The organism is Sphingomonas sp. (assembly GCF_965227385.1).
In the GTDB taxonomy this organism is placed as follows: Bacteria; Pseudomonadota; Alphaproteobacteria; order Sphingomonadales; family Sphingomonadaceae; genus Sphingomonas.
Genome location: NZ_OZ245750.1, coordinates 1,104,244 through 1,128,731, shown reverse-complemented (window position 1 = coordinate 1,128,731; position 24,488 = coordinate 1,104,244). Strand labels below are relative to the sequence as shown.

The window sequence follows — 24,488 nt, the reverse complement described above, 5'->3', positions numbered from 1 at the left end:
GATATGTTCACCGGAATCATCACCGATGTCGGCGCGATCGAAGCGATCGAAAATCGCGGTGACCTGCGCGCGCGCATTACCACCGCCTATGACATGGCAACCGTGGATATGGGCGCGTCGATCGCCTGTTCGGGCGTTTGCCTGACCGTCGTCGACAAGGGGCCCGGCTGGTTCGCGGTCGATGTCAGCCACGAAACAATCTCGCGCACCGCGGCGCAGTGGCAGGTCAACCAGCGCCTCAACCTCGAACGCGCGCTCAAGGTCGGCGACGAACTCGGCGGCCATATTGTCACCGGCCACGTCGACGGCGTGGGCACCGTGATCGGCATCTGCCCCGAGGGTGATTCGCAGCGCATCGGCTTCGCCGTCCCCGCAACCCTCGCCCCGTTCATCGCCGCCAAGGGATCGATCACCATCGATGGCGTGTCGCTCACCGTGAATGAGGTCACCGACCAGCCCGATGGCACCGCCCACTTCGCGATCAACCTGATCCCGCACACCCAGGCCGTCACCACCCTCGGCGCGCTGGCACAGGGTCAGGCGGTCAACCTCGAGATCGACGTGCTCGCACGCTATCTGCAACGCATGGAGGCCGTCCGTGGCCAACGCTGAACTGTCCCGCCTGCCCCACGCCTTCCTGTCCACGCCCGAAGAGATCATCGACGAGGCGCGCAACGGCCGCATGTTCATCCTGGTCGATGACGAGGATCGCGAGAATGAAGGCGATCTGGTCATCCCCGGCCAGATGGCGACCCCCGACGCCGTCAACTTCATGGCCAAATATGGTCGCGGCCTGATCTGCCTCGCCATCACCCAGGCACGCGCCGACCAGCTCGGCCTCGAGCCGATGTCGCGCCGCAACGGGACTAGCATGGGTACCGCCTTCACCGTGTCGATCGAGGCCAAGGAGGGCGTTACCACCGGAATCTCCGCAGCCGATCGGGCGCGCACCATCGCGGTTGCGACCGACGCGACCAAGGGTGCCGCCGACATCGTCTCGCCCGGCCATGTCTTCCCGCTCGTCGCGCGCGAGGGCGGCGTGCTGGTCCGCGCCGGTCATACCGAAGCGGCGGTCGACGTGTCCCGCCTCGCCGGGCTCAACCCCTCGGGCGTGATCTGCGAGATCATGAAGGACGACGGCACGATGGCGCGAATGGACGACCTCGTCGCCTTTGCCCAGCTTCACAATCTCAAGATCGGCACGATCCGCGACCTGATCGCCTATCGCCGCCGCTACGACCATCTGGTCGAGCGCCGCTCCGAATCGGTCTTCACCAGCCGCTGGGGTGGCGACTGGCGCACCATCGCCTTCTGGAACAAGGCGACCGGCACCGAACAGCTCGCGTTGGTCAAGGGGCGCGTCGATCCCAGCAAGCCGACGCTGGTGCGCATGCACGCTCTGTCGCCCTTTGCCGACGTGTTCGGCGAAGCGGGTGATCGAGGCGTCCTGCTGCAGCGTTCAATGGAGATCATAGGCGCCGAGGGCGCAGGCGTCGTGGTCGTAATCAACAAGCCACGCGCCGACGCCTTCACCATGGCGGTCGAGCGCAAGGCGGGGAAACGCACCGAAGTCGATATGGAGGAGTTGCGCGACTATGGCGTCGGCGCGATGATCCTCAACGACCTCGGCGTCGAGGAAATGGTGCTGCTTACCAACACCCACCACACGCTCGTCGGCCTGGATGGCTATGGGCTGCGCATCGTCGGTGAGCGCGCAATCGATCTGAAAGGCGAATAATGGCCAATATCCTGATCGTCGAGGCGCGCTTCTACGACCATCTCAACGACATGCTCCTCGCAGGCGCCCGCGCCGCGATCGAGGCGGCGGGTCATTCCCATGAGACGGTCACCGTCCCCGGCGCACTCGAAGTTCCCGGCGCAATCGTGCTCGCCGAAGAAACCCAGCGCTATGACGCCTATGTCGCGCTCGGCGTCGTCATCCGCGGCGAGACCTATCATTTCGAGATCGTCTCGAACGAAAGCGCACGCGGGATCATGGCGCTGACCATGGATGGCATCCCGATCGGCAATGGCATCCTGACCACCGAAGACGAGGCCCAGGCGATCCGCCGCGCCGATCCTGCACAGCTGAACAAGGGTGGCGGCGCCGCCGAAGCAGCGATCGCAATGCTGGCGCTGAAGCAGCGGCTGTAATGACCCACCCGATCCTCTTCACCGAACGGCTGATCCTGCGCCGTCCGGCGGCGGAGGATCTCGACGGCTGGGCAGCCTTCTCCGCCGATCCGGTGGCGACCGAGCATCTCGGCGGCCCGGTCGAACGCAGCGTCGCGTGGCGGCAGCTGTGCACCATGGCGGGCGCGTGGGAGATCAACGGCTTCGCAATGTTCTCGGTCATCGAACGTGCCACCGGAAAATGGGTCGGCCGCCTCGGTCCGTGGATGCCCGACGGCTGGCCCGGCACCGAAGTCGGTTGGGGCGTTGCCGCGGAGTTCGCCGGGCGTGGCTATGCCTATGAGGGCGCGGTCGCGGCGATGGACTATGCCGTCGATGTGCTCGGCTGGAGCGAGGTGATCCACACCATCGCACCCGAAAATGCCCGCTCGATCCGGCTTGCCCAGCGGCTCGGCTCGACCAACCTCCGCCCCGTCACGCTTCCCGCCCCCTATGCCGACGTCGAAGTCGACGCCTGGGGCCAGAGCGCCGAGCAGTGGCGCGCGCGGCGGGCGGTGCGGTGACCGACGTGCCCCCCAGCCGTTACAAGGTCGTCGAGCGCGATCGGCGGCTGGTGGTGATCGACACGCGGACTGGGAAACCGGCCAGCGCGCCCGGCCCCGTCGCAGCGACACCCCGGCCAGAGCGTCCAGCCCCGTCCGAACGCCCCGTCAGCGAACCCGAACCTCGTCGGATCGACGACCGGAGCGGCGCACAGATCCTCACCACCGCGCCGCTCTACGACCTCAAGGCACCACGCCGGATCATTATGGACGACCGCTTCAACGAAAAGATCGGCAAGGCGATCGGGGGCTGGCTAATCGCCCTGTTCTTTGCCTTCACGATTGCCTTCCTGTTCTTCCCCTGGCTGATCGTGCTGCCGTTCGTGGCGATCCTTCAGCCCAAACTCCGCGCAGCGGCCCGCCAATGGGTCACGGCGCGGTTGGACGAAGTGGAACGCAGTTAGAGTCGTTTTCCGGTTTGGCGGCACCGGCCCGATTCAGCATGCTGAAACGACACTAGGCGCTGCGGTTCCCGGCGTTGAGCGCACGCGCCAATAGGCCGTTGGCCTCCCCGATGAACTGCTGCGTGATCTCACCCGCGAACGGGTTGAGGTTCTGAATCGCGAAGAACAGCTCTTCGCTGTCGTCACCGATCAGCGCGCACAGCTCGAGCAGATGTTGGTAGCTGTCGGTCTTCAGTTCTTCGTCCGGGATACGGATATTGACCAGCGTCCGACCGATCAGGTGCGTCAGCGCCTGGACATAGGCCATTTCGCGGTCATGCTCCTCGGCGCTGGTGACCGAGACCTTGAGACCGAGCGCGCGCCCGAATTCGGCGACGCGGTGGTGGCGCTCGCCGCGCACCGGGCACACCACCAAAGGCTGTCCTGCCAGCCCGCGCCGCGCGCTCTGCGGCCCGAACAGCGGGTGGGTGGCGACGATATCGACACTCTCGGGCAGCGCCTCCGCCATCCAGCGCGCGGGGAGCATCTTGACCGATGCCACGTCAACGACCAGCGCGCCGGGACGGACATGCGGGGCAATGGCGGTGAGTGTGCGCTCGATCGCCTGGACCGGGACGGCGAGCATCACGATATCGCACGCGGCCACCGTCTGCAGCGTGTCGGTCACCACGCCGACCCGGACCGCATCCTCGGCAATGTCGCGCGTATCGTGCACGACCACCGTGAAATGGTCGCGCAGATGCGTGGCGGCGAGTTGACCGAACCGCCCGAAGCCGATGATGCCGAAGTGCTTCATTCGGCGTCGACGGCCGCCACCAGCTGCTGCAGGATCGCCGCAACCGCGCGCGTCTCTTCCTCGTTGCCGATGGTGATGCGCAGACCATGAGGCAAACCCTGGCCGGGCAGCCAGCGGACGATATAGCCCGCGTCCATCAGCCCCTTATAGGCCGCTTCGCCGGTCAGCTTGCCCTCGAACAGCACCAGCACGAAGTTGGCCTGGCTCGGCACCGCGCGAAGGCCGGCATTGCCGAGCTTCGCGATCTCGTCGCTGAACCAGCGGCGCCATTTGGCATTCTCGGTCTTGCAGCGCGCAACGAAATCATCGTCGTTGAGCGCCGCGATGGCAGCTGCGGTCCCGGCGATGGTAATGCTGAACGGCAGGCGGATGCGGTGCATCGCCTCAATGATCGCGGGCGCGCCATAGCCCCAACCGATGCGCTCGGCGGCCAGGCCGTACATTTTGGAAAAGGTCCGCGTGACCAGCACGTTGGACGCGGTCTGCGCCAGCTCCATGCCGCCATCGTCGATGTCGCCATCGATATATTCGGCATAGGCGTGGTCGAGGACGAGCAGGATGTCGTCGCGCAGCCCGGCGTGGAGGCGGGCGATCTCCTCCCGGCTCGCATGGGTGCCGGTCGGATTGTTCGGGTTAGCGATGAACACGATCCGCGTCTTGTCGGTGACGCAGGACAGGATCGCGTCGACGTCGGTCGCATAATCCTTGTCGGGCGCGACCACCGGGACCGCGCCGACGCGCTTGGTCGCGATCGGGTACACGGTGAAGCCGTAATTCACATAGATGATCTCGTCGCCCGGCCCGGCGAATGCACCGGCGGCAAGGTGCAGCACCTCGTCCGATCCATTGCCATAGATGATCCGGTCGGGATCGAGCCCGTGCTTGGCGGCGAGCGCTTCGCGCAATTCGGTGCCGCTGGCGTCCGGATAGCGTTCTAGGCTGTGCGCCGCCGTCGCGAATGCGGCGCGCGCGGCCGGCGAGGTGCCAAGCGGATTTTCGTTCGACGACAGCTTGATCGCCTTGCGGCCATCATCGGTCTTCGACTTGCCCGGTACATAGGGGGCAATGTCCATGATCCACGGCTTGGGGGTCGGTCCAGTCATGGGCGACCCCTTTGCCCAATGGTTACGCAATAGCAAGGTCATGGCGCTAACCCCTGCGCAACGAAACCGGGGGTTGGATGCGAAGCGGGGGTTTGGTCTGGAATGCACTGGCGGCGGCGCGGCGGCGGAACTTGGCCGCCGCGGGAGAGGCTGCGCCGGTCCCGGCTCAGCCCGGCGCGACGCGACGCGCGTTGCTCAAGGGCTTTGCCGCCGGCGGTGTCGCCGCCGCGATCCCCACCGCTGCACCGGCAAACACCGGCAATGGCCGGGTTGCGATCATCGGCGGTGGGATCGCCGGGCTGACCGCGCTCCATCACCTGCGCGCGGCAGGGGTCGATGCCCGGCTGTATGAAGCCGCCGGGCGGCTCGGCGGTCGCGTCTTCACGCTGAAGTCCACGACGGCACCCGCGTTCGAGCTCGGCGCCCAGCTGGTCAACAGCGACCATCATGACATCCGCGCGATCGCACAGCGATTCGGCGTCGACCTGATCGACCGCAAGGCCGCGCCACATCGCAGCATCGTCGTTACCGGCGGGCAGATGGTGGCGGAAACCGAACTGGCCGATGCGCTGTCCCCGATCGCGGCACAGATCGGCCGGGACGCCGACCGGATCGACATCGACCCCGCCGCCGTGCGCGCGTTCGATGCCGTGTCGGTCGCCGACTATCTCGATCGGCATGCCGGCTTGATCCCAGCACCCTGGCTGCGCGGCCTGCTCGAAACGACCGCGCGGACCGAATATGGTGCCGAACCCGATGCTACCTCCGCGCTCTCGCTGCTGTTCAGCCTGCCAACCGTGAACGGCGAGCGTGCCGATATCCTGGGCGGGTCGGACGAGCGCTATACGATCGCCGGGGGGAGCGGCGCGCTGATCGATGCGTTTGCCGCTCGTTATGGGGACAGGATCGAAACAGGGCGCCGGCTGCTTCGCGTCGATCGCGCGACCGGCGGCGTGCGTCTTACCTTTGCCGATGGCATGACGATGCGCGCCGACGCCGTGATCGTCGCGGTGCCGGCGCCAGTCACCCGCCGGATCGACTTTGCCGTGCCGCTGCCTGCCGCGTGGCGCAGATTTGTCGGTGCCATGACGCTGGGCCGGAACGAGAAGGTGCTGGCCGTGGCCGATTCGCCACGCTGGCGCGACGCGATCGGGTCTGGCGGCGATGTATGGCACGCTGCGGCCCACGGCAGCTGGGCGAGCGGCTGGGACGGCAGCGTTCGCGGCGTGGACGGTCCACCGGTCTGGACCTGGTATCTCGGTGGCGACGCGACCGCTTCGCCGGAGTCGGCGCGAGCGCTGGCGCAACGCTACGCATCGGATGCGGGCGCGGCGCTCGGCGATCTTGCCGCAGCCTGTGCCGACGCACCGGTTCGGCGAACCGCCTGGCATCGCGATCCGCTGATCGGCGGGTCCTATGGCAGTTATCCACCCGGCTATCTGACACGTTTCGGATCGCTGCTGTGGCGTGAAGGCGGGGATGGTGCGGCGGTGCAAGCCGCCCCCGCGCTCGGCCGCGTCATCTTTGCCGGCGAGCATCTGTCCGACGCCTTTCCCGGCTATATGAACGGGGGCGCGCAGACCGGGCGGCTGGCTGCGCAGGCGATCCTTGGCCGAACCATCCCCGCTGGAACCGCTTGAACCCTGGCCGCGCGACTTCTACGCACGCGGCGATGTCTGACGATCCGCGCTTTGGCCTCGACCGCCGCGTGACGCTTCCGGGGCCGCTGCGCCTCGACGGGGGCGTGCTGCTGTCGCCGGTCGAGATCGCCTATGAAACCTATGGCACGCTGGCGGCGGACGGCGGCAACGCGATCCTGATCTGCCACGCGCTGACCGGGGACCAGCATGTCGCGTCGACCCACCCGATCACCGGCAAGCCCGGCTGGTGGGCGCGCATGATCGGACCGGGAAAGCCCATCGATCCGGCGCGGCATTTCGTGATCTGCGCCAATGTGCTGGGCAGCTGTATGGGATCGTCGGGACCGGCGACGGTCAACCCGGCGACCAGTGCCCCCTGGGGCATGAGCTTTCCCGTCATCACCATCCGCGACATGGTGCGCGCGCAGGCGATGCTGCTCGACCATCTCGGCGTCGACCGGCTCAAATCCGTGGTCGGTGGATCGATGGGCGGGATGCAGGCGCTGAGCTGGCCCGCGACCTTCCCCGACCGGGTCGAGGCCGCAGTGGTGATCGCATCGACCGCGCGGCATTCGGCGCAGAATATCGCGTTTCACGAAGTCGGGCGTCAGGCGGTGATGGCCGATCCGCGCTGGAATGGCGGCGCCTATTATGAGGGTGAGCCGCCTGCATCGGGCCTCGCCGTCGCGCGGATGGCGGCGCATATCACCTATCTGTCCGAAGCGGGCCTCACTGAGAAGTTCGGCCGCAAGCTGCAGGCGCGTGAGGCCAAGACCTTTGGCTTCGACGCGGATTTCCAGGTCGAATCCTATCTGCGCCATCAGGGGCTGAGCTTTGTCGACCGGTTCGACGCCAACGCCTATCTCTACATCACACGCGCGATGGATTATTTCGACTTGGCCGAGGAACATGGCGGGGTGCTCGCCAATGCGTTCCGCGAGACGAAGGCGCGCTTCTGCCTCGTCAGCTTCGACACCGACTGGCTCTATCCCACCCGCGAATCGCGCGCGATTGTCCATGCGCTCAATGCCGCCGGCGCGCCGGTCAGCTTTGTCGAACTCTCCTCACCCTTCGGTCATGACGCCTTCCTGCTCGAAGCGCCCGAGCTGAACCGCGTGGTGGACGGATTCCTGAGGGCGGGCGAATGACCGGACTCCGCCCCGACCTGGCAATCATCGCATCCAATGTCGCGCCGGGCAGCCGGGTGCTCGATGTCGGGTGCGGCGACGGGGCGTTGATGGCGGCGCTGCGGGATCAACGGGGATGCGACGCGCGCGGGCTGGAGATCGACGCGCGCAATGTCGCTTCCGCCGTCGGGCGCGGGCTTTCCGTGATTCAGGGCGACGCCGACACCGACCTTGCGGATTACCCCGACGCCAGCTTCGACTACGCAATCCTCAGCCAGACGCTCCAGACGACGATGCGCCCGCATGTCGTGCTCGATCACCTGCTGCGCATCGGCGAGCGTGCGGTCGTGTCCTTCCCGAATTTCGCGCACTGGCGGGTGCGCCTGTCGCTGCTGTGGGGCGGGCGGATGCCGGTGACGCGGCTGTTGCCGGTGGCGTGGTACGAAACGCCGAATATCCACCATGTCACGATCGACGATTTCCGCGCCTATGTTCGCGAGCGCGGGATCACGGTCGAGCAAGCATGGTTCCTGTCAGGCGACCAGCTGACCAGTTCGGCCGCCGCCAATTTCCGTGCCGAACACGCCGTCTTTCTGCTGAAGCGCTGATTTTCGACGAAGCGCGGGTGACGGGTCCGGTTTCGCCCGTTACCAACTGCGCCCAGAACATGTTCAGGGAGTCCCATATGCGTCAGTCGGTCGCCGGCGTCCTCGCCGCGCTTTTCGTACTTGGTCAGGCAAACGCGCAGGACAAGCCCGCCGAAACTCCCAAATGGGACGTCAATGCGCCACGGGGCGCGACGCTCAAGCAGGCAAAGATCGACACCGACGAAGGCACGTGGATCGACGTCGATGTCAGCCCGGATGGCAAGAGGGTCGCCTTTGCGCTGCTCGGTGACATCTACACCATGCCGATCGCGGGCGGCACGCCGACGCGCGTCGCCGAAGGCATGGCGTGGGAAGTGCATCCGCGCTTTTCTCCCGACGGTCGCCGCATCGCCTTCACCTCCGACCGCGGCGGTGGCGACAATATCTGGATCATGAACGCCGATGGCAGCGACAAGCGTCAGCTGACCAAGGAAGATTTTCGCCTGCTCAACCAGCCAAGCTGGTCGCCGGACGGGCAGTATATCGTCGCGAAGAAGCACTTCACCACGGGCCGCTCGCTCGGCACGGGTGAGGTGTGGCTGTATCACGTCTCGGGCGGGGCGGGCGTGCAGCTGGTCAAGCGCCCGAACGAGCGGCACCAGAAGGAACTGGGCGAGCCGATCTATGCGGCGGATGGCAAGGGCGTGTATTTCACCCGCAACATCACGTCCGGCCCAATCTTCGAATATGCGCAGGATTCGAATACCGACCTGTTCAACATCGAGCGCTACGACCTGGAGACCGGCGAGACCACGACCGCCGTGTCGGGGCTGGGCGGATCGGTGCGCCCCGCGCCCTCGCCCGATGGCAAGTCCATCGCCTTTGTCCGGCGTGAGGCGGGTAAGTCCAAGCTGTGGGTCAAGGATCTGGCGAGCGGGGCTGAGCGCATCGTCTATGGCGCGCTCGATCAGGACGTGCAGGAGACCTGGGCGGTCACCGGCGTCTATCCCAACATCGACTGGACGCCCGATAGCAAGTCGATCGTGTTCTGGGCCGGCGGCAAGATCCGTCGCGTCGATGCCGATGGCGCCAATGCGGCGGTGATTCCGTTCCGCGTCGCCGATACCCGCGCGGTCGCCGACGCGCCGCACCCGCAAATCGCGGTCGCTCCGACGAGCTTTACGACCAAGATGCCGCGCTTCGCGACCGTCTCGCCCAATGGCAGCCAGCTGGTATTCGAGAGTCTGGGCAAGCTCTGGGTCAAGCCGGTGAGCGGTGGAACGGCGAAGCGGCTGACCAACCTCGCCGATGGCACTGGCATTGAGCTGTTTCCGGCCTGGTCGCGCGACGGGCGTTCGATCGTGTTCGTCCAGTGGAATGACGAGAGCCTTGGCGCGATCCGCGTGGTCTCCGCCTCGGGCGGTGCGGCGCGGAGCGTGACGCAGCAGCCGGGCCATTATGCCCGCCCGCAATTTTCACCCGACGGCAAGACGATCGTGTTCGAAAAGGGCGATGGCGGCGGGCTGACCGCGCCGAAATGGGGTGAGAATCCCGGCGTCTATCGCGTCGCCGCCGCTGGCGGCGCGCCGGTAATGGTCAGCCGCGGCCTGTCGCGCCCGCACTATGGCGCTTCGAACGACCGTATCTTCATGGTCGAGGGTGGCGAGCGGCTCCAGCTCGTCTCGACCGACCTGAATGGCGAGGGCAAGCGCGTCCATGCTGCGGGTGAACTGGCCACCGAATTCATCGTCGCACCGGACGGCAAGAGCGTCGCCTTCCGCCAGAATTATCAGGTGTTCGCGATGCCGCTGATGCCCGGTGGCCAGCAGGTTGCGGTCGCGCCGAAGGGCGATGCGCTCCCGGTGGTGCGGGTGAGCAGCGATGGTGGCGATTACATCACCTGGTCGGGCGATGGCGCGCGGCTGCACTGGAGCCTCGGTCCGACGCTCTACACCGCCGACCGCAACGCCTTCTTCGCCTCGGCACCGGGCGGCGCCAAGGTCACCGTAACCCCGCGCACCACGTCGATGGCGATGGAGGTCAAGGCGGCGAAGGCGAGCGGCACGGTCGCGCTGACCGGCGCGCGGATCGTCACCATGGCCGGCGCCGATGGCGGGGTGATCGAGGATGGCACGATCCTGATCGAGGGCGATCGCATCGTCGCGGTCGCACCGACCGCTGCGATCCAGCTCCCCGCTGGGACCAAGACGGTGGATGTCACCGGCAAGACGATCATCCCGGGCCTGGTCGATGCCCATGCGCACGGCCCCTATGGCACCGACGAGCTGATCCCTCAGCAGAACTGGTCGTTGCTCCAGAACCTCGCACTCGGCACGACGACGCTGCACGATCCGTCGAGCCAGGCGGCGCATGTCTTCGCCGCGGCGGAAATGCAGCAGGCGGGCAAGATCCTTGCTCCGCGCCTCTTTTCGACCGGCGAGATCGTGTACGGCGCGCGCGCTGCGGGCGTCTATGCGCAGATCGACAGCTATGACGACGCGCTCAACCATGTCCGCCGCCTGAAGGCGCAGGGCGCCTATTCGGTGAAAAACTATAACCAGCCGCGCCGCGAGCAGCGTCAGATGGTCGTCGCCGCCGCGCGGGCGGAGGGGATGCAGGTCGTGGCCGAGGGCGGGTCGCTGTTCGGCATGGATATGAACCTGATCGCCGACGGTAACTCGACGCTCGAGCATAATGTGCCGAGCGAGGTGTTCTACAAGGACGTGCTCCAATTCTTTGGCCAGAGCGACGCCAACTACACCCCGACTTTGGTCGTCACCTATGGCGGCCTGGCCGGCGACCCCTATTGGCGGCAGGCGACCAATGTCTGGGAAAACCCGCTGATGGTACACACGCCCCCGGCGCAGCTGCGCGCCGACACGATGCGGGTGACAAAGGCACCCGAGAGCAATTTCGTCGACGATGACAATGCGCGTGAGGCGAAGAAGGTGATGCAGGCCGGCAAGCTGGTTGCGATCGGTGCGCATGGCCAGCAGGCCGGAATCGGCGCGCATTGGGAACTGTGGTCGTTCGTGCGCGGCGGCATGACCCCGGTCGAGGCGCTGCGGGCAGGCACGATCGATTCGGCCAGGTCGCTGGGCTACGCCAGGGATGTTGGCTCGCTCGAGCCGGGCAAGCTGGCCGACCTGCTCGTCCTCGACGCCGATCCGACTGCGGACATTCGGAACAGCGACAAGATCCACCGCGTCATGCTGGGTGGCCGGATGTACGACCCGCGCACGATGAACGAGGTCGACACCGGCACCGCAAAGCGCCGCCCCTATTGGTGGGAGTGACCGGCGACTGCCGGGGCGGCAACGCCCCGGCCAAACCAATGGGGTTTCGCCGGCGGCTGTAACCGGTTACAGCCCGCTGACGCGCCTCGCGGCGCAGCTTTGGGAGATGGTCGATGCGTGTAACCCTTGCTGTGGTGCTGGTAAGCTTGTGCGCGACCTCCGCGACTGCGCAGCTGGGCAAGCGGACCTATGCCAATCCGATCGACCTCGACTACCGCTACAATTATGAGCAGGTGAACGAGGACATCTCGTACCGCACCGGCGCCGATCCGGTGATCATCCGGCACAAGGGCGCCTATTATCTCTTCCAGACTCTGGCCGAGGGCTATTGGCGCTCGACCAATCTGATCGACTGGACCTTCATCACGCCGAGCCGCTGGGAAAAGGGGGGCTTCGTCGCGCCCGCCGCCTGGTCGGACGGCGAACGGCTGTATCTGATGCCATCGATGATGGAGCCGGGGTCGGTCTATGTCTCCGACGCCCCGGAGACGGGCAAGCTCGACTATTTCGTCCGCCGCATGCCGCGCCTGCCGGGACAGGTCTGGCCGGGTGGCGAAGCGAACATGAAGCCGGGCGACGTGCCGCCCGGGCCCTGGGACCCCGCGCTGTTCCTGGACGATGACGGCAAATGGTACTTCTATTGGGGGTCGTCCAACGTCTTCCCGCTCTACGGCATCGGGATCGAGTTCAAGGACGGCCGGATGATCTACAAGGGCCGCGCGACCGAGGCGTTCAAGCTCGACCCCGACAATCATGGCTGGGAACGCTTCGGTCAGGATCATTCGGGCAAATTGCCCGACGGCACCCCGATCAAGCCGTTCATGGAAGGCGCCTGGATGACCAAGGTCGCCGGCACCTATTACCTTCAATACGGTGCGCCCGGGACCGAGTATAACGCCTATGCCAATGGCGCTTACACCGCGAAATCGCCGCTCGGCCCGTTTACCTATGCACCGTGGAATCCGGTCGCGTACAAGCCCGGCGGGTTTGTCGAGGGCGCCGGGCATGGCTCGACCGTGCAGGACCATTACGGCAATTGGTGGAACAGCGGCACGCCGTGGCTCGGCCATAACTGGACGTTCGAGCGGCGGATCAACCTGTTCCCGACGCGGTTCGAAGCGGACGGGCAGATGTGGGCATCGTCCCGCTTCGGGGATTTCCCGCATTGGATGCCGGAGGGCAAGGTCGAGGATATCGAGGGGCTGTTCACCGGCTGGATGCTGCTGTCCTACCGCAAGACCCTGACCGCATCCTCGACGTTGGGCGCGTATGACGCGAACCGGGCGGCGGACGAGAATCCCCGCACCTTCTGGGTCGCCGCCAGCAAGGAGCCGGGCGAGACGCTGACGATGGATCTGGGCGCGGCGAAGATGGTGCGCGCAATCCAGGTCAATTTCGCCGATTACAAGTCCGGCCGCTATGGCGATGCGCCGGACATCTATACCGAGTTCAAACTGGAGGGATCGCTCGACGGCAAAAGCTGGTCCAAGCTGGCAGAGACGGAGGCCCCGCGCCGCGACCGCCCCAATGCCTATTTCCAGCTGGAAACGCCCGCGAAGGTCCGCTTCGTCCGCTATGTCCACGGTCATATCGGCGGCGCGCATCTGGCGATCAACGATCTGCGTGTGTTCGGCAACGCCGAGGGCCGCGCGCCTGCGATGCCGGGGACGGTGGCGGCGATCCGCGATACCGACGAACGCAATGCGACAGTGCGCTGGCGCAAGGTGCCGGGCGCGGTGGGGTACAACGTCATGTGGGGCATCCGCCCGGACCGGCTGACGCTGACCTATCAGGTGTTCGCCGACGAACTGGGTGACGGCCCGCAGGCGCGCCTTGACCTGCGCGCGCTGAACAAGGGGGTCGGCTATTATGCCGCCGTCGAGGCGTTCAACGAGACCGGCGTGTCTAAACGCAGCGCGCCGGTGCGGGTGCGTTAACCCGCACTGGTCGAGCGCACCACAAGCTCGGCCTGGTGCAGTTCGGCGCGCGTGTCGGCGCCCTCGCCCTCCAGCACGTTGATCACGCGTCCGATCGCTTCCTCACCCAGTTCGGCAATCCGGACGCGCATCGTGGTGACGCCGAGATAGCGCGCGAGCGGGATATCGTCGAATCCGGTGACGGCGACCTGCCCCGGCACATCGATACCGGCGGTGCGTAGCCCCTGAAGGCAGCCGAGCGCCATCATGTCGTTGGCGGCGAACACCGCGTCGCAGTCGATCTCGCCAGAGGCGATGGCGCGCGCGACCGCTTCCCCCCCCTCCTCCGCGAAGTCGCCGGGCAGGACGATCGCCTCGGCCCCGGGCAGGAGCCGTGCGATGCTGCTGCGGAATGCGGCGGCGCGCTCGCCCGCGTCGATATTTCCCTCCGGCCCGGCGATATGCGCGATCCGGCGGCGGCCGGTCGCGACGAGATGCGCCACCATCGCCTCGGTGGCGGCTGCATTATCGAGCCGTACGGTGGCCAGGTCGGTGATCGCGCGCGGGCCGTTGATGATCAGCGCAGGCAGACCGGTCGGCAGCGCCCGGCGGAGCATCGCTTCGGACAGATGCGGCGCCATCACCACCAGCCCGTCGACGCGGCCGCGCATCGCGCGCAACGCCATTGCCGCCTGCTCGCCCTCGTCATGCATGACCGACAGCAACATGACATAGCCGCGCCGGCTCGCCTCGCGGTCCATGCCGCGTACGAATTCGCTGAAAAACTCGCCATGCAGATCGGGCAACACGACCCCGATCGCGTGCGCACGCGCCAGACTAAGGCTGCGTGCACCGGCATGCGGGACATAGCCAAGCTCGGCCGCGGCGGCGATGACTCGCTCGCGCGTCTCTGCGCGGACATTGCCAAGTCCGTTCAGGGCGCGCGAAACAGATGCGATCGACACCTGAGCGTGCCGTGCCACATCCCGAATCGTCGCCTCACCCATGTTGTCACGTCCCCCAGATTGAGAACGTTCTTCTCTACCGGGTCATTCCCGATTGCAAACACGTTCGTTAGGCTGCATGTAACCGGTTACGGTTTGCCGCGACACCCCTGACTCGGACCGCGCCAGCCATTCAAATCTAGCGTACCCTTGCTGGTGCAACCCGTTCAGGAGAGGATCAACATGCTCGACACCCGGATTTCTCGCCGCGCTGCCCTGATGGGTGCAGGTGCGGTCGCTGCGTGGCTGCACAGCCCGGCGCGGGCGTTGATGGGCGAAGCGGCGAAGATCGAGGTTCCGGGCTTTGTTGATGCGCTGATCGCCAAGATGACGATCCATGAAAAGGCCGGTCAGCTCAGCCTGATGGCGGCGGCATGGGGCGGCGGCGCGGCGATCGCGATGAACCCGCCAAGCGGTTCCAACGCCAATTTCGACCAGCAGGTCGATGAGGTGCGTCAGGGCCGCATCACCGGCGTGTTCAACGGCAACAACGCGCGCATGTGCCGCATCATGCAGACCGCGGCGATGCGGGAGTCGCGCCTCAAGATCCCGCTGATCTTCGCGGCCGACATCATCCATGGTCATCGCACCATCTTCCCGGTCCCGCTGGGCGAGGCCGCAAGCTTCGAGCCGCTACTGGCGCAGAAGGCTGCGGCTGCGGCGTCGTTCGAGGCGGCGGCGGCCGGCATCGACTGGACCTTCGCGCCGATGGTGGACATCGCGCGCGACCAGCGTTGGGGCCGTGGGGTCGAAGGCGCGGGTGAGGACGTGCTGCTCGGCAACCTTTTCGCCGAAGCCCGCGTGCGCGGCTTCCAGGGCAAGAGCCTGAAGGCAATCGACACGATGATGGCCTGCGCCAAGCATTTCGCCGCCTATGGCGCGGCCGAGGCGGGGCTCGACTACAACACCGTCGACGTGTCCGAACGCACGCTGCGCGAAGTTTATTTTCCGCCGTTCCAAGCCGCATTCGCTGCCGGTGCGCCGACCGCGATGGCCGCGTTCAACGAGCTGTCGGGCGTCCCCGCGACCGGCAATGAATGGCTGATGCGCAAGATCCTGCGCGAGGAATGGGGCTTCGACGGTTTTGTCGTGTCCGATTACACCGGCGACATGGAGATGATCGCGCACGGCTATGCCGCCGATGCGCGTGAGGCGACCAAGCTGGCCTTCATGGCCGGCGTGGACATGAGCATGACCAGCGGCTTCTACCGCGACCACCTGCCCGACTTGGTCGAAAAGGGCGAGGTGCCGATGGCGCGCGTCGATGAATCGGTGCGCAAGGTGCTGGCGCTCAAGGCCAAGCTCGGCCTGTTCGAGGACCCGTTCCGTCGCATCAACGAAAAGCGCGAAGCGGCGCGGACCCGCACCAAGGAAAGTCTCGCGCTGGCGCGCGAAGCGGGCAAGCGCTCGATCGTGATGCTCAAGAATGACGGCGACCTGCTGCCACTGCCCAAGAGCGGCAAAAGAATCGCGATCATCGGCCCGTTCGCGGAGGGGCAGCACGACCTGAACGGCCCGTGGTGCGTCTATGGCGACAACAAGCAGGCGATCGATCTGGCAACCGGCGTGCGCAATGCGCTGGGCAAGAGCACACCGGTCACGGTGACGCTCGGCTCCAAGATCGAAGAACCGCTCGATGGCGGTATCGCGGCGGCGGTGGCGGCGGCGAACGCTGCGGACGTGGTGCTGCTCGCGATCGGCGAGAGCGAGAACATGTCGGGCGAGGCGCAGTCGCGCACCAGCATCACCGTTCCGGCCCCGCAAATGGCGCTGGCCGAAGCGGTTGCGGCGACCGGCAAACCGATCGTCGTGTTGCTCAAGAACGGCCGCGCGCTGGCGCTGGAGGGGGCGGTCAAGAACGCACCTGCGATCCTCGTCACCTGGTTCCTGGGATCGGAAAGCGGCAATGCCATCGCCGACGTCCTGTTCGGCGATTACAGCCCCTCGGCGCGCCTGCCGATCAGCTTCCCGCGCGAATCGGGGCAGCAGCCCTATCACTATGCGCACAAGCCGACCGGCCGCCCGAACCCGAGCGACGACAAGCTCGAGCCGTACAAGACCCGCTGGCGGACCAGCCCCAACGCATCGCTCTATCCGTTCGGTCACGGCTTGACCTATGGCAAGGTCGAGTATGCGGGACTGACGCCGCAGCAGGGCACGCTGGGCTGGGATGGCGAAATCGCGTTCACCGCGACGATCACCAATCGCGGCACCCGCGCGATCGAGGAAGTGGTGCAGCTCTATATCCGCGATCGCGCGGCGAGCATCACCCGCCCGGTGCGTGAGCTCAAGGCGTTTCGCAAGCTGGCACTGGCCCCCGGCGCGAGCGAGACGGTGCGCTTCGTGCTGCGCCGGCGTGACCTGCAGTTCATCGGCATGGACCTGCAACCCACGGTCGAACCCGGCCTGTTCGACGTGTGGATCGCGCCCTCGGCGGAAGCGCAGGGCGTGCATTCGACCTTCACCCTCGCAGCGGCCTGACGGCCGCGCGCCCCGGACCTGGTCCGGGATTCGGCACCGCTCCAGCTCCCCCTCCTCCCCCGGGGCGGTGCCGAATGAGGGGGAATGGGCCGGTGCCGTTTCAGCGAGGCTGAAAACGACTCTAGCGGCGCAGATCCTTGACGATTTGCGCATGCGCCCCGCGCGCGAGCGGGTTGAGCGCCATCATCACGCACGAGAAGACGAGGAATGCCAGCGGGACCGCCCCGATGGTCAGGCGCATTGCGGTCAGCGTCGCCGCGCTCTGTTCGACATTGGCCACGTAGCCGGCGGCATCGAAGCCGAAGCCGATGATCGCGGTCGCGATACCGATGGCAACACGCTGCAGCAAAGCCGCCATCCCGAACACTGCGCCCTCGACGCGCAGGCCCGTGCGCTGCTCGCCATATTCGATCGTGTTCGGCAGCATCGCCCAGAACACGAAGTTCAGCCCGACGATCATCGCCTGCATCGCCATGAGATACGCCTGCATCACCCCGGCGCGGTGGATGTCAAACAGGGCGAAGGCGGCGAGTCCGGCGCTGGCGAGTCCGGCCGCCAGGAACCACAGTCCGCGCGCACCGATCCGGCGCCGCAGCAGCATCCATAACGGCACCGACACCGCGCTGACCACGCTCATCGACGCCAGGGCGAGTTGCCCGCTCGCCTCGTCATGCAGGAAATATTTGAAATAATAGAGGACCGACTTATTGAGGATCGTCACCGCGACGATCACCGCCATCATCGCGAGGTTCAGCGTGACGAAGGCGCGGTTGGCGGCGATGGCGCGCAATGCGGTCAGGACCGGAACCGGTGCGGCGCGATCGGGCACATCGGCTTCGCGATAGCTGGCACCGACCAGCGCGAGGATCGCGGCTCCGGCGAGTGCGAACAGCATAGCCGCCCCGAAATAGGCGTCCGCCGCCACCTCTACGCCGAGCAGACCCGAGCCCAGCGGAACGGTGCCGAGCGCGACGACGATCGCGGCCAGTGTGCCCGACAGCATGCGCACGCCGGCAACGAACGCCCGGTCGTTGCTGTCTGCGCTGACCCGCGCGCTCATTGCAAGATAGGGGACATTCAAAAAGGCATAGGCGGTGCGGAACAGGATATGGCCCGCAAAGATGCCCGCCATCCCCCAATAGCCGGGCACGAGCGGGGGCAGATAGGCAAGCATGAAGCCAAGCCCGAGCGGCACCCCGCCGAGCGCAAGCAGCCGCCCCAGTCCGCCACGCGGCTCATGCCGGTCGGCGAGCAGCCCGGCGGTGAAGTTCGCAATCCCGTCCCAGACCGAAGCGGCAAGAAAGATCGTCGCCGCCACCCCCACCGGCAGGCCCAGCGCGTCGGTGTAATAGAACAGCAGGAAGAGCATCGCGCTCTGCCAGTAGAGATTGAACGCAAAGTCCCCGAACCCGAACAGCGCGAGGCGGAAGCGGGTCGGGCGAGGGGCGGGGATCGCGTCAATCGGCAAGGCGCACCGTGATCCCATGGGCCTCCAACTGGCGGACAAGATCCGCCGCGCGTTCGGCATCGAGTGCGCGCTGCGGGACGATCAGCGGGCCGCAGCGCGATAGCAAAATGATGTAGTCGGGGCTCGCGATAGCAGCGCGGATCGTCCGCCACGGAAAGACGCCATCGGTCCTGTGAACGCATCCGCCGTTGCGGATCTCTGTGTCATCCCATGACGTGAACGGTGCACAGCCTGCGTGCTGCTCAATCCAATTCTCGAGTGTGCGGCGCGACAAGCTAGGGGTAAGCCACGCGACTGTGGCGATCGCCAATGCGACACCTGGAATGGCCGCGAGCCTCGCGTCCCCAGCCATGATCGCGAGGAGCGCTAGCGCTGCAGCGATGGCGATCAGGATTGCGACCCAGCGCATCGGGGGGCGTCCGATCTTGCCGAGAAGCCGCTGCACTGGCTGAATATCGGCGGCCGAAAAATGATGCACGTCGCTGCGCATCACTCAGCCGCCAGGAGCGATTCGGCGCCGCCCAGATCGACCGAGACGAGGCGGCTGACCCCGCGCTCGACCATCGTCACGCCGAAGAGCCGGTGCATGCGGCTCATCGTTGCGGCATTGTGGGTGACGATCAGGTAGCGCGTTGCCGTTTCCCGCGTCATCGCTTCGAGCAGGTCGCAAAAGCGCTCGATATTGGCGTCGTCCAGTGGCGCGTCGACTTCGTCGAGCACGCAGATCGGCGCGGGGTTGGTGAGGAACAGGGCAAAGATCAGCGCGACGGCGGTCAGCGCCTGTTCGCCGCCCGACAGCAGGGTCAGCGACTGGAGCTTCTTGCCCGGCGGCTGGGCCATGATTTCGAGCCCCGCCTCCAGCGGATCGTCGGAGTCGATCAGCGCGAGATGCGCCTGCCCACCGTTGAACAGGGTGGTGAACAGGCGGCGAAAATGCTGGTCCACCGCCTCGAACGCGGTGAGCAGGCGTTGGCGCCCCTCGCGGTTGAGCGTACCGATGCTGCCGCGCAGCCGGTGCACCGCCTGGATCAGCTCGTCCCGCTCGGCCGCGGCGGTCTGAGCAGCGGCGGTGAGTTCTGCCAGTTCGCTCTCGGCGACGAGGTTGACCGGGCCGATCCGCTCGCGCTCCGCGATCAGCCGGTCGTGCGCGGCGGATTCGTCTTGCGGGCCGCGCACGCTGTCGGGATCGAAGCCGACGCGTTGCGACAGGACGGGCGGCGGGCATTCGAAGCGTTCGCCCGACAGGCGGTTCATTTCGACCCGGCGCAGATCGTGATTCTCGGCGCGGGCGACGGCACCGGCGCGTTGTTCACGCGCTTCGCCCAGCGCATCGCCGGCGGCGCGCACGGCGGCTTCGGTGCCGCGCAATTCGGCTTCGGCTTCACGCTCGGCAAGCTGGGCGGCGGCGCTTTCGATGCGTGCCTCTTCGCTCGCGCGTTCGGCCCCGGTGACCGCCGCGTCGAGTTCTGCAGGGCGTCCGGCGAGTGCATCGGCGGCTTCGGCGAGCTCGACGGCTCGGGCGTCCATCTCGGCGATGCGGCGCGCCGCCTCCCCGGCACGCGACGTCCAGCTGCGGCGTTCCGCCTGCGCGGCGGCAAGCCGCTCGCGCGCTGACACGATGTCGCGTTCCAGTGCGCCGCGCTCGGCCCGCGCGGTCGCGGCCGCGGTGCGGCGCAGTTCGGCTTCGGAGGATAGCGCGCTGACCTTGGCGCGGGTTTCGCTGCCATCGGGCAGGGCGGCGCGCGCGGCTTCGGCGCGGGCGACCTCGCCAGCGGCTTCCTCCTGCTCGGCGACGGTGCGCGCGCGGCGTCCCTCCAGATCGGCGCGCTGGGCGTCCAGTCGCTCGATTGCGGCGGCGGCGCGGTCTTCGGCGCGGGCGGCGTCGCGCCCGGAGGTTTCGGCGCTGTCGAGCAGCCGGCGGCAATCGGACGCGGCGCGCTTCGCTTCGGCGATCTCTGCTTCGATCCGCGCCAGTTCGGCATCGGCGGTATCGACCGCGCGCACGGCGGCGGGGCGCGCCTTTTCGATCGCGTGGAGCCGGTTGACCCGCTCCAGCCGTTCCGCCGCCGCCGCGCCGCCCGAGCGCGCGACATAGCCGTCCCAGCGTCGCAGCACGCCCATCAGCGTCACCAGCCGCTGTCCGACCGCGAGCGGCTGGTCTTCATCGCTCTCTGCAACCAGCACCTGTGCCAGCCGCCGGGCGAGCGCGGGCGGGGCGGTGACATGCGCAGCCAAGGGCGTGGTCCCGCGCGGTGGCGGCGGGTCGCCGGGGAGTGCATCGGCCCCCGCCCAATGGCGTTCGCCTGCCGGATCGAGTCCAGCCTCCAGATCGTCGCCCAGCGCGGCGGCGAGCGCGTGTTCGTAACCGGGCGCGACCGTCAGCCTGTCGAGCAGCCGTTCCTTGCCGCTGGGTCGGGTCGCTTTGGACAGCGCCGCAGCTTCGCTGTCGAGCTGGGCGAGCTCGGCATGCGCCTCGGCGCGGGCGGATTGGGCGCGGCTGCGCGAGTCGATCGCGGCGCGTTCTGCGGCGTCGGCACGGGCCAGACCGGTGCGCGCCGATTCGGCCTGGTGCGCCGCCTGCGCCCGTGCATCGGCCGCGCGCTGGCGTTCGGCGGCGAGCGGGGCGGGGTCTCCCAATGCGCGGATTTCGGCATCGACCCGCGCGGCTTCGCGCGTCGCGCGCTCCGCACGGGTGCGAGCGGCGGCAAGCGCGGCGTCGGCGACACGGGTCTCTGCGGCTTCGGCGGCCTGTGCGGCGAGGGCCTGTGCCAGCGCCACCTCGGCATCGCGCGCGGCGCGTTCGGCATCGGCGAGTGCGGCGTCGAGATCGGGCATGCGCGCGGTCGCCTCGGCGATGCGGGCGTCGAGGGCCTGTGTCTCGCTGTCGAGCCGGGCGAGCGCGTCGGCGGCGTCGCGTGCAAGTGCGCCTTCGCGTTCCTTGTCGGTTTCCAATCGCGCGACTGATTCGTGCAGTTCGGCGATGCGCCGATCGATTGCGGCGCGCTCGCTGCGGAGTGTTGCCAGCCGGTGCATCGCCTCACTCGCGCGGTCGCGCTGGGTCAGCGCAGCGGCGCGGGCGGTGGCGAGCGTGGTCGCAACCGCCTGTTGCGCGGCGAGTGCGGCTTCCTGCGCGGCGGTGCGATCGGCGACCAAAGCCTCGGCCGCCGCAGCTTCCTGCTTGGCGGCGTCGGCTGCGGCAGCTGCGTCGCGCCAGCGGGCGAAGATCATCCGCGCCTCGGCCACGCGGATGCGGTCGGACAGCTCGCGATAGCGCTCCGCCTGTCGCGCCTGGCGCTTGAGCGCGGCGGCGCGCGCCTCCTGATCGCTGATCAGCTCGTCGAGCCGGGTGAGGTTGGCCTCGGTCGCGCGCAGCTTTTGCTCGGCGTCCTTGCGCCGGACGTGCAGGCCGGAGATGCCGGCGGCTTCCTCGAGCATCTGTCGGCGCTCGCCGGGCTTGGCCTGGATGATCGCGCCGATCCGGCCCTGGCTGACCAGCGCCGGGGAATGCGCGCCAGTCGCCGAATCTGCGAAGAGCAGGCCGACATCCTTGGCGCGCACGTCGCGGCCGTTGATGCGATAGGCCGAGCCTGCGCCGCGCTCGATCCGGCGGACGACTTCAAGTTCGCCGTCATCGGGGCCGCCGGCCTGTTCGGCGAGGATCGAGACTTCGGCGAAATCACGTTGCGGACGGCTGGCGGTGCCCGCGAAGATCACATCCTCCATCCCCGCGCCGCGCATCGATTTGGCGCTGTTCTCGCCCATCGCCCAGCGCAGCGCTTCGAGCAGGTTGGACTTGCCGCAGCCATTGGGGCCGACGATGCCGGTCAGCCCGGGTTCGATGCGCAGGTCGGCGGGGTCGACGAAGCTCTTGAACCCCGTCAGGCGGAGCCGCTTGATCTGCATCGGCCCCGCCCCCGGCCTTCGTCAGGCGCCCGCCGCCTTCAGCGCGGCTTCGACCTGCGGCCAGGTGCCGGTGTTTTCCAGCACCTTGCCATTGAGGATGAAGGTCGGCGTTCCGGCGATGTTATACCGCTTCTGTCCGGCCTCGGCCGACTTCACCAGCGCATCGGTGGCGGCAGCGTCGGCAAGGCATGCGCGTGCCTGGGATTCCGGGACGCCGCGCTGCTGGACAAAGGCGAGGTAGCCGAACTTCTCCGCCACTGCGGCGATGCGCTGTTGCGGCGCCATTCCCTCGACCTGCTGGATGAAGGGATCGCCCTCCTTGGGTCCATTGCTCATCAGCGTCTGCTGTTCGGCGAACATCTGGTCGAGAATCGCGAAGAACGGGCCGGGCCCGGCGCACTGGCCAGCCAGTGCCGCACCGACGTCAATCGGGTTCAGCAGGAAGTCGCGGAATTCGAAGCTGACCTTGCCGGTCGCGATATAGGCTTTGAGCGGCTCCATGCCCGTGACGGCAAAGTTGGCGCAATGGCCACAGGTGCGCGAGCCATATTCGATCAGCTTGATCGGGGCATCCGGGTTGCCCATGCGAAAGCCGCCTTCGGGGGTCTTGACCACCGTATCGACCCATTGGCTGCCCGCCGGGGCGGATGCGCCCGCGACCGGGGCCGCAGGTGCGGCGCTGCTGTTATTGCCGGCATTGTCGCCACCGCAGCTGGCCAGAGCCAGTGCCGATACCAGGCCGATTGCAATTCGCTTCAAGTTACGTCTCCACGCTTGGGGGATGGGTCAGCGCGCACCTGCAGCGCGCAATTCGGGTTCGAGCGTTTCCCAATGGCCGCCGCCACCGGTCTTGCCGTTGATCACGAAGGTCGGGGTGCCCCTGATCACCTTCCACGATGCGTCGGCCATGGCGGTCAGGCGGTTGAGGTCGGTCGGCGTGGCAAAGCAGCGGTCGATCGTCGCGTCGCTCATGCCGCGACCGCGCATCAGGCCACTCAGACCCGAACCCTCGGCGGCAGCCTTCAACTGCATGAGCCGGGTTTCGGACTGCAGCGCCGCCGCGTTGGCGCTCCACCAGGCAGCACCGCGGCGCGCCCAATCGCGCTGCTCGGCGAAGATCGCATCCGTCGCACTGACGAAGCCGCCCGGCCCGGCGCAGCGCGCGAGCAACGCCGCGGCCATGTCGATCGGATCGCGCACGGCGTGGCGCACCTCGATCCGCACCGTGCCACGGCGGACGTACCCGTTCTTCAGTGGCAGTTTCGCTTCGGCCATGAACTCCGCGCAATGACCGCAGGTGTAGCTGAGATATTCGACGAGTCGCACTTTCGCGGTCGGATTGCCGATCAGATAGGCGCCCGAAGGTGCCTGCACGACATGGGTCGACCAGTCGCGCGGTGCGGCGGCCTTCGTCTTCGGCTGCTGCGCGGTCGCGCCGCCCGGAGCCAAGGCGCCGATGGCCAGCGGAGCCAGGATGGCAAACACACGCATCAATCGATCTTTCCAAGTTTGAATGCTGGCGTGGCGAGTCCGGCGCCGAGCCCTTCCAGCACCGCCCGCAATTCTGGATCGACGATCGCGCGCAGGCTGTCGCCGAGTTCGGCGGGCAGCGGCGCGGGAGTCACGGGGTCGGCGGGCTTCGGCTTGCGGGCGACTTCGCCCTGGCGAATTGCGACGCGGGCAACAGCGGGATAGCCGAAGAAGCGGTTCACGCGCTCGACGATCTCGGGCGCAATATGCTGCATCATCGGGGCGTGCGCGCCCTGCACCACCAAGCTGAGCACGCCGTTCGAGCGCTCGCCGCGCGGGAAACGGATCGATTCGGGCGATGAAACTCCGGCATAGCGCTCGCCGACAATCTCGCTCCACCGGCTGAGCACTGCGCTCTGGACGAAGCCGAACTTGCGGAACGCGACGCGGCCGACGTCCGGCACCAGATCGGCGACGGCACGGACCCGGTTGCTGCGGCGAGGTTCTTCGCTCGGGATGCGCGGCTTACTCATTCGCCCGGTCCATGCCATAGCCGGG

At 67.3% G+C, this 24,488-nt stretch carries 20 protein-coding genes; 11 read left to right on the top strand and 9 right to left on the bottom strand.

The features are described from left to right. Positions 1-3 precede the first annotated feature (3 nt). Genes ACO05N_RS05500 through ACO05N_RS05480 form a run of 5 tightly spaced genes read left to right on the top strand, consistent with a single transcriptional unit; the run spans position 4 to position 3,139 of the window. Positions 4-612 carry a riboflavin synthase gene (locus ACO05N_RS05500; protein ID WP_422056168.1) on the top strand — a complete coding sequence of 203 codons (609 nt, stop codon included), beginning with the start codon at positions 4-6 and terminating at the stop codon, positions 610-612. Further along, entirely contained in the window at positions 599-1,738 is a 1,140-nt protein-coding gene (gene ribB, locus ACO05N_RS05495; RefSeq protein ID WP_422056167.1) for a 3,4-dihydroxy-2-butanone-4-phosphate synthase, read from the top strand. Before ACO05N_RS05500 ends, ribB begins: the two co-directional genes overlap by 14 nt. After that, positions 1,738-2,154 carry a 6,7-dimethyl-8-ribityllumazine synthase gene (ribH, locus tag ACO05N_RS05490; protein ID WP_422056166.1) on the top strand — a complete coding sequence of 139 codons (417 nt, stop codon included), beginning with the start codon at positions 1,738-1,740 and terminating at the stop codon, positions 2,152-2,154. Before ribB ends, ribH begins: the two co-directional genes overlap by 1 nt. After that, positions 2,154-2,696 carry a GNAT family N-acetyltransferase gene (locus ACO05N_RS05485; RefSeq protein WP_422056165.1) on the top strand — a complete coding sequence of 181 codons (543 nt, stop codon included), beginning with the start codon at positions 2,154-2,156 and terminating at the stop codon, positions 2,694-2,696. Before ribH ends, ACO05N_RS05485 begins: the two co-directional genes overlap by 1 nt. Then, the gene (locus ACO05N_RS05480; protein ID WP_422056164.1) at positions 2,693-3,139 is read left to right on the top strand and encodes a hypothetical protein; all 447 of its coding nucleotides are present in this window, start codon (positions 2,693-2,695) and stop codon (positions 3,137-3,139) included. Before ACO05N_RS05485 ends, ACO05N_RS05480 begins: the two co-directional genes overlap by 4 nt. A 52-nt stretch (positions 3,140-3,191) precedes the next feature. Here ACO05N_RS05480 and ACO05N_RS05475 read toward each other — a convergent pair whose 3' ends face one another. Further along, the gene (locus ACO05N_RS05475) at positions 3,192-3,935 is read right to left on the bottom strand and encodes a prephenate dehydrogenase/arogenate dehydrogenase family protein (protein WP_422056163.1); all 744 of its coding nucleotides are present in this window, start codon (positions 3,933-3,935) and stop codon (positions 3,192-3,194) included. After that, positions 3,932-5,038, bottom strand: a complete 1,107-nt coding sequence (gene hisC, locus ACO05N_RS05470; RefSeq protein ID WP_422056162.1) for a histidinol-phosphate transaminase — start codon at positions 5,036-5,038, stop codon at positions 3,932-3,934. The genes ACO05N_RS05475 and hisC overlap by 4 nt, the downstream gene beginning before the upstream one ends. Before the next feature lie 131 nt (positions 5,039-5,169). Between hisC and ACO05N_RS05465 the strand changes: the two genes are divergently transcribed. The 5 genes from ACO05N_RS05465 (at position 5,170) to ACO05N_RS05445 (ending at position 13,625) form a co-directional block, all read left to right on the top strand. Beyond that, complete coding sequence (locus tag ACO05N_RS05465) at positions 5,170-6,678, top strand: flavin monoamine oxidase family protein (protein ID WP_422056161.1); 1,509 nt, start codon at positions 5,170-5,172, stop codon at positions 6,676-6,678. 32 nt (positions 6,679-6,710) lie between these two features. After that, positions 6,711-7,826, top strand: coding sequence for a homoserine O-acetyltransferase MetX (gene metX / locus ACO05N_RS05460; RefSeq protein WP_422056160.1), 1,116 nt, complete (start codon positions 6,711-6,713; stop codon positions 7,824-7,826). Beyond that, positions 7,823-8,413 (top strand): methionine biosynthesis protein MetW, encoded by a 591-nt coding sequence (gene metW / locus ACO05N_RS05455; protein ID WP_422056159.1) that lies wholly within the window; start codon positions 7,823-7,825, stop codon positions 8,411-8,413. The genes metX and metW overlap by 4 nt, the downstream gene beginning before the upstream one ends. A 77-nt stretch (positions 8,414-8,490) precedes the next feature. Beyond that, positions 8,491-11,688, top strand: a complete 3,198-nt coding sequence (locus tag ACO05N_RS05450; protein ID WP_422056158.1) for an amidohydrolase family protein — start codon at positions 8,491-8,493, stop codon at positions 11,686-11,688. Positions 11,689-11,801: 113 nt separating this feature from the next. Further along, positions 11,802-13,625 (top strand): family 43 glycosylhydrolase, encoded by a 1,824-nt coding sequence (locus tag ACO05N_RS05445; RefSeq protein WP_422056157.1) that lies wholly within the window; start codon positions 11,802-11,804, stop codon positions 13,623-13,625. Here the strand turns inward: ACO05N_RS05445 and ACO05N_RS05440 are convergent. Then, positions 13,622-14,569: a LacI family DNA-binding transcriptional regulator gene (locus ACO05N_RS05440; RefSeq protein ID WP_422056156.1), complete on the bottom strand. Its 948-nt coding sequence runs from the start codon at positions 14,567-14,569 to the stop codon at positions 13,622-13,624. The genes ACO05N_RS05445 and ACO05N_RS05440 overlap by 4 nt on opposite strands. Before the next feature lie 222 nt (positions 14,570-14,791). Between ACO05N_RS05440 and ACO05N_RS05435 the strand changes: the two genes are divergently transcribed. Further along, on the top strand, positions 14,792-17,089 hold the full coding sequence (locus tag ACO05N_RS05435; RefSeq protein ID WP_422056155.1) for a glycoside hydrolase family 3 N-terminal domain-containing protein: 2,298 nt from the start codon (positions 14,792-14,794) through the stop codon (positions 17,087-17,089). A 121-nt stretch (positions 17,090-17,210) separates the two neighbouring features. Here ACO05N_RS05435 and ACO05N_RS05430 read toward each other — a convergent pair whose 3' ends face one another. Genes ACO05N_RS05430 through ACO05N_RS05405 form a run of 6 tightly spaced genes read right to left on the bottom strand, consistent with a single transcriptional unit; the run spans position 17,211 to position 24,463 of the window. Then, positions 17,211-18,575: an MFS transporter gene (locus ACO05N_RS05430; RefSeq protein ID WP_422056154.1), complete on the bottom strand. Its 1,365-nt coding sequence runs from the start codon at positions 18,573-18,575 to the stop codon at positions 17,211-17,213. Then, positions 18,547-19,047 carry a hypothetical protein gene (locus ACO05N_RS05425; protein WP_422056153.1) on the bottom strand — a complete coding sequence of 167 codons (501 nt, stop codon included), beginning with the start codon at positions 19,045-19,047 and terminating at the stop codon, positions 18,547-18,549. The genes ACO05N_RS05430 and ACO05N_RS05425 overlap by 29 nt, the downstream gene beginning before the upstream one ends. Next, positions 19,047-22,460: a chromosome segregation SMC family protein gene (locus ACO05N_RS05420; RefSeq protein ID WP_422056152.1), complete on the bottom strand. Its 3,414-nt coding sequence runs from the start codon at positions 22,458-22,460 to the stop codon at positions 19,047-19,049. The genes ACO05N_RS05425 and ACO05N_RS05420 overlap by 1 nt, the downstream gene beginning before the upstream one ends. 21 nt (positions 22,461-22,481) lie before the next feature. Next, positions 22,482-23,219: a thioredoxin domain-containing protein gene (locus tag ACO05N_RS05415; RefSeq protein ID WP_422056151.1), complete on the bottom strand. Its 738-nt coding sequence runs from the start codon at positions 23,217-23,219 to the stop codon at positions 22,482-22,484. A 27-nt stretch (positions 23,220-23,246) separates the two neighbouring features. Then, a complete protein-coding gene (locus ACO05N_RS05410) occupies positions 23,247-23,951 on the bottom strand; it encodes a DsbA family protein (protein ID WP_422056150.1) in 705 nt (234 codons plus the stop codon). Further along, positions 23,951-24,463: a DUF721 domain-containing protein gene (locus tag ACO05N_RS05405; protein ID WP_422056149.1), complete on the bottom strand. Its 513-nt coding sequence runs from the start codon at positions 24,461-24,463 to the stop codon at positions 23,951-23,953. The genes ACO05N_RS05410 and ACO05N_RS05405 overlap by 1 nt, the downstream gene beginning before the upstream one ends. Positions 24,464-24,488 lie beyond the last annotated feature (25 nt).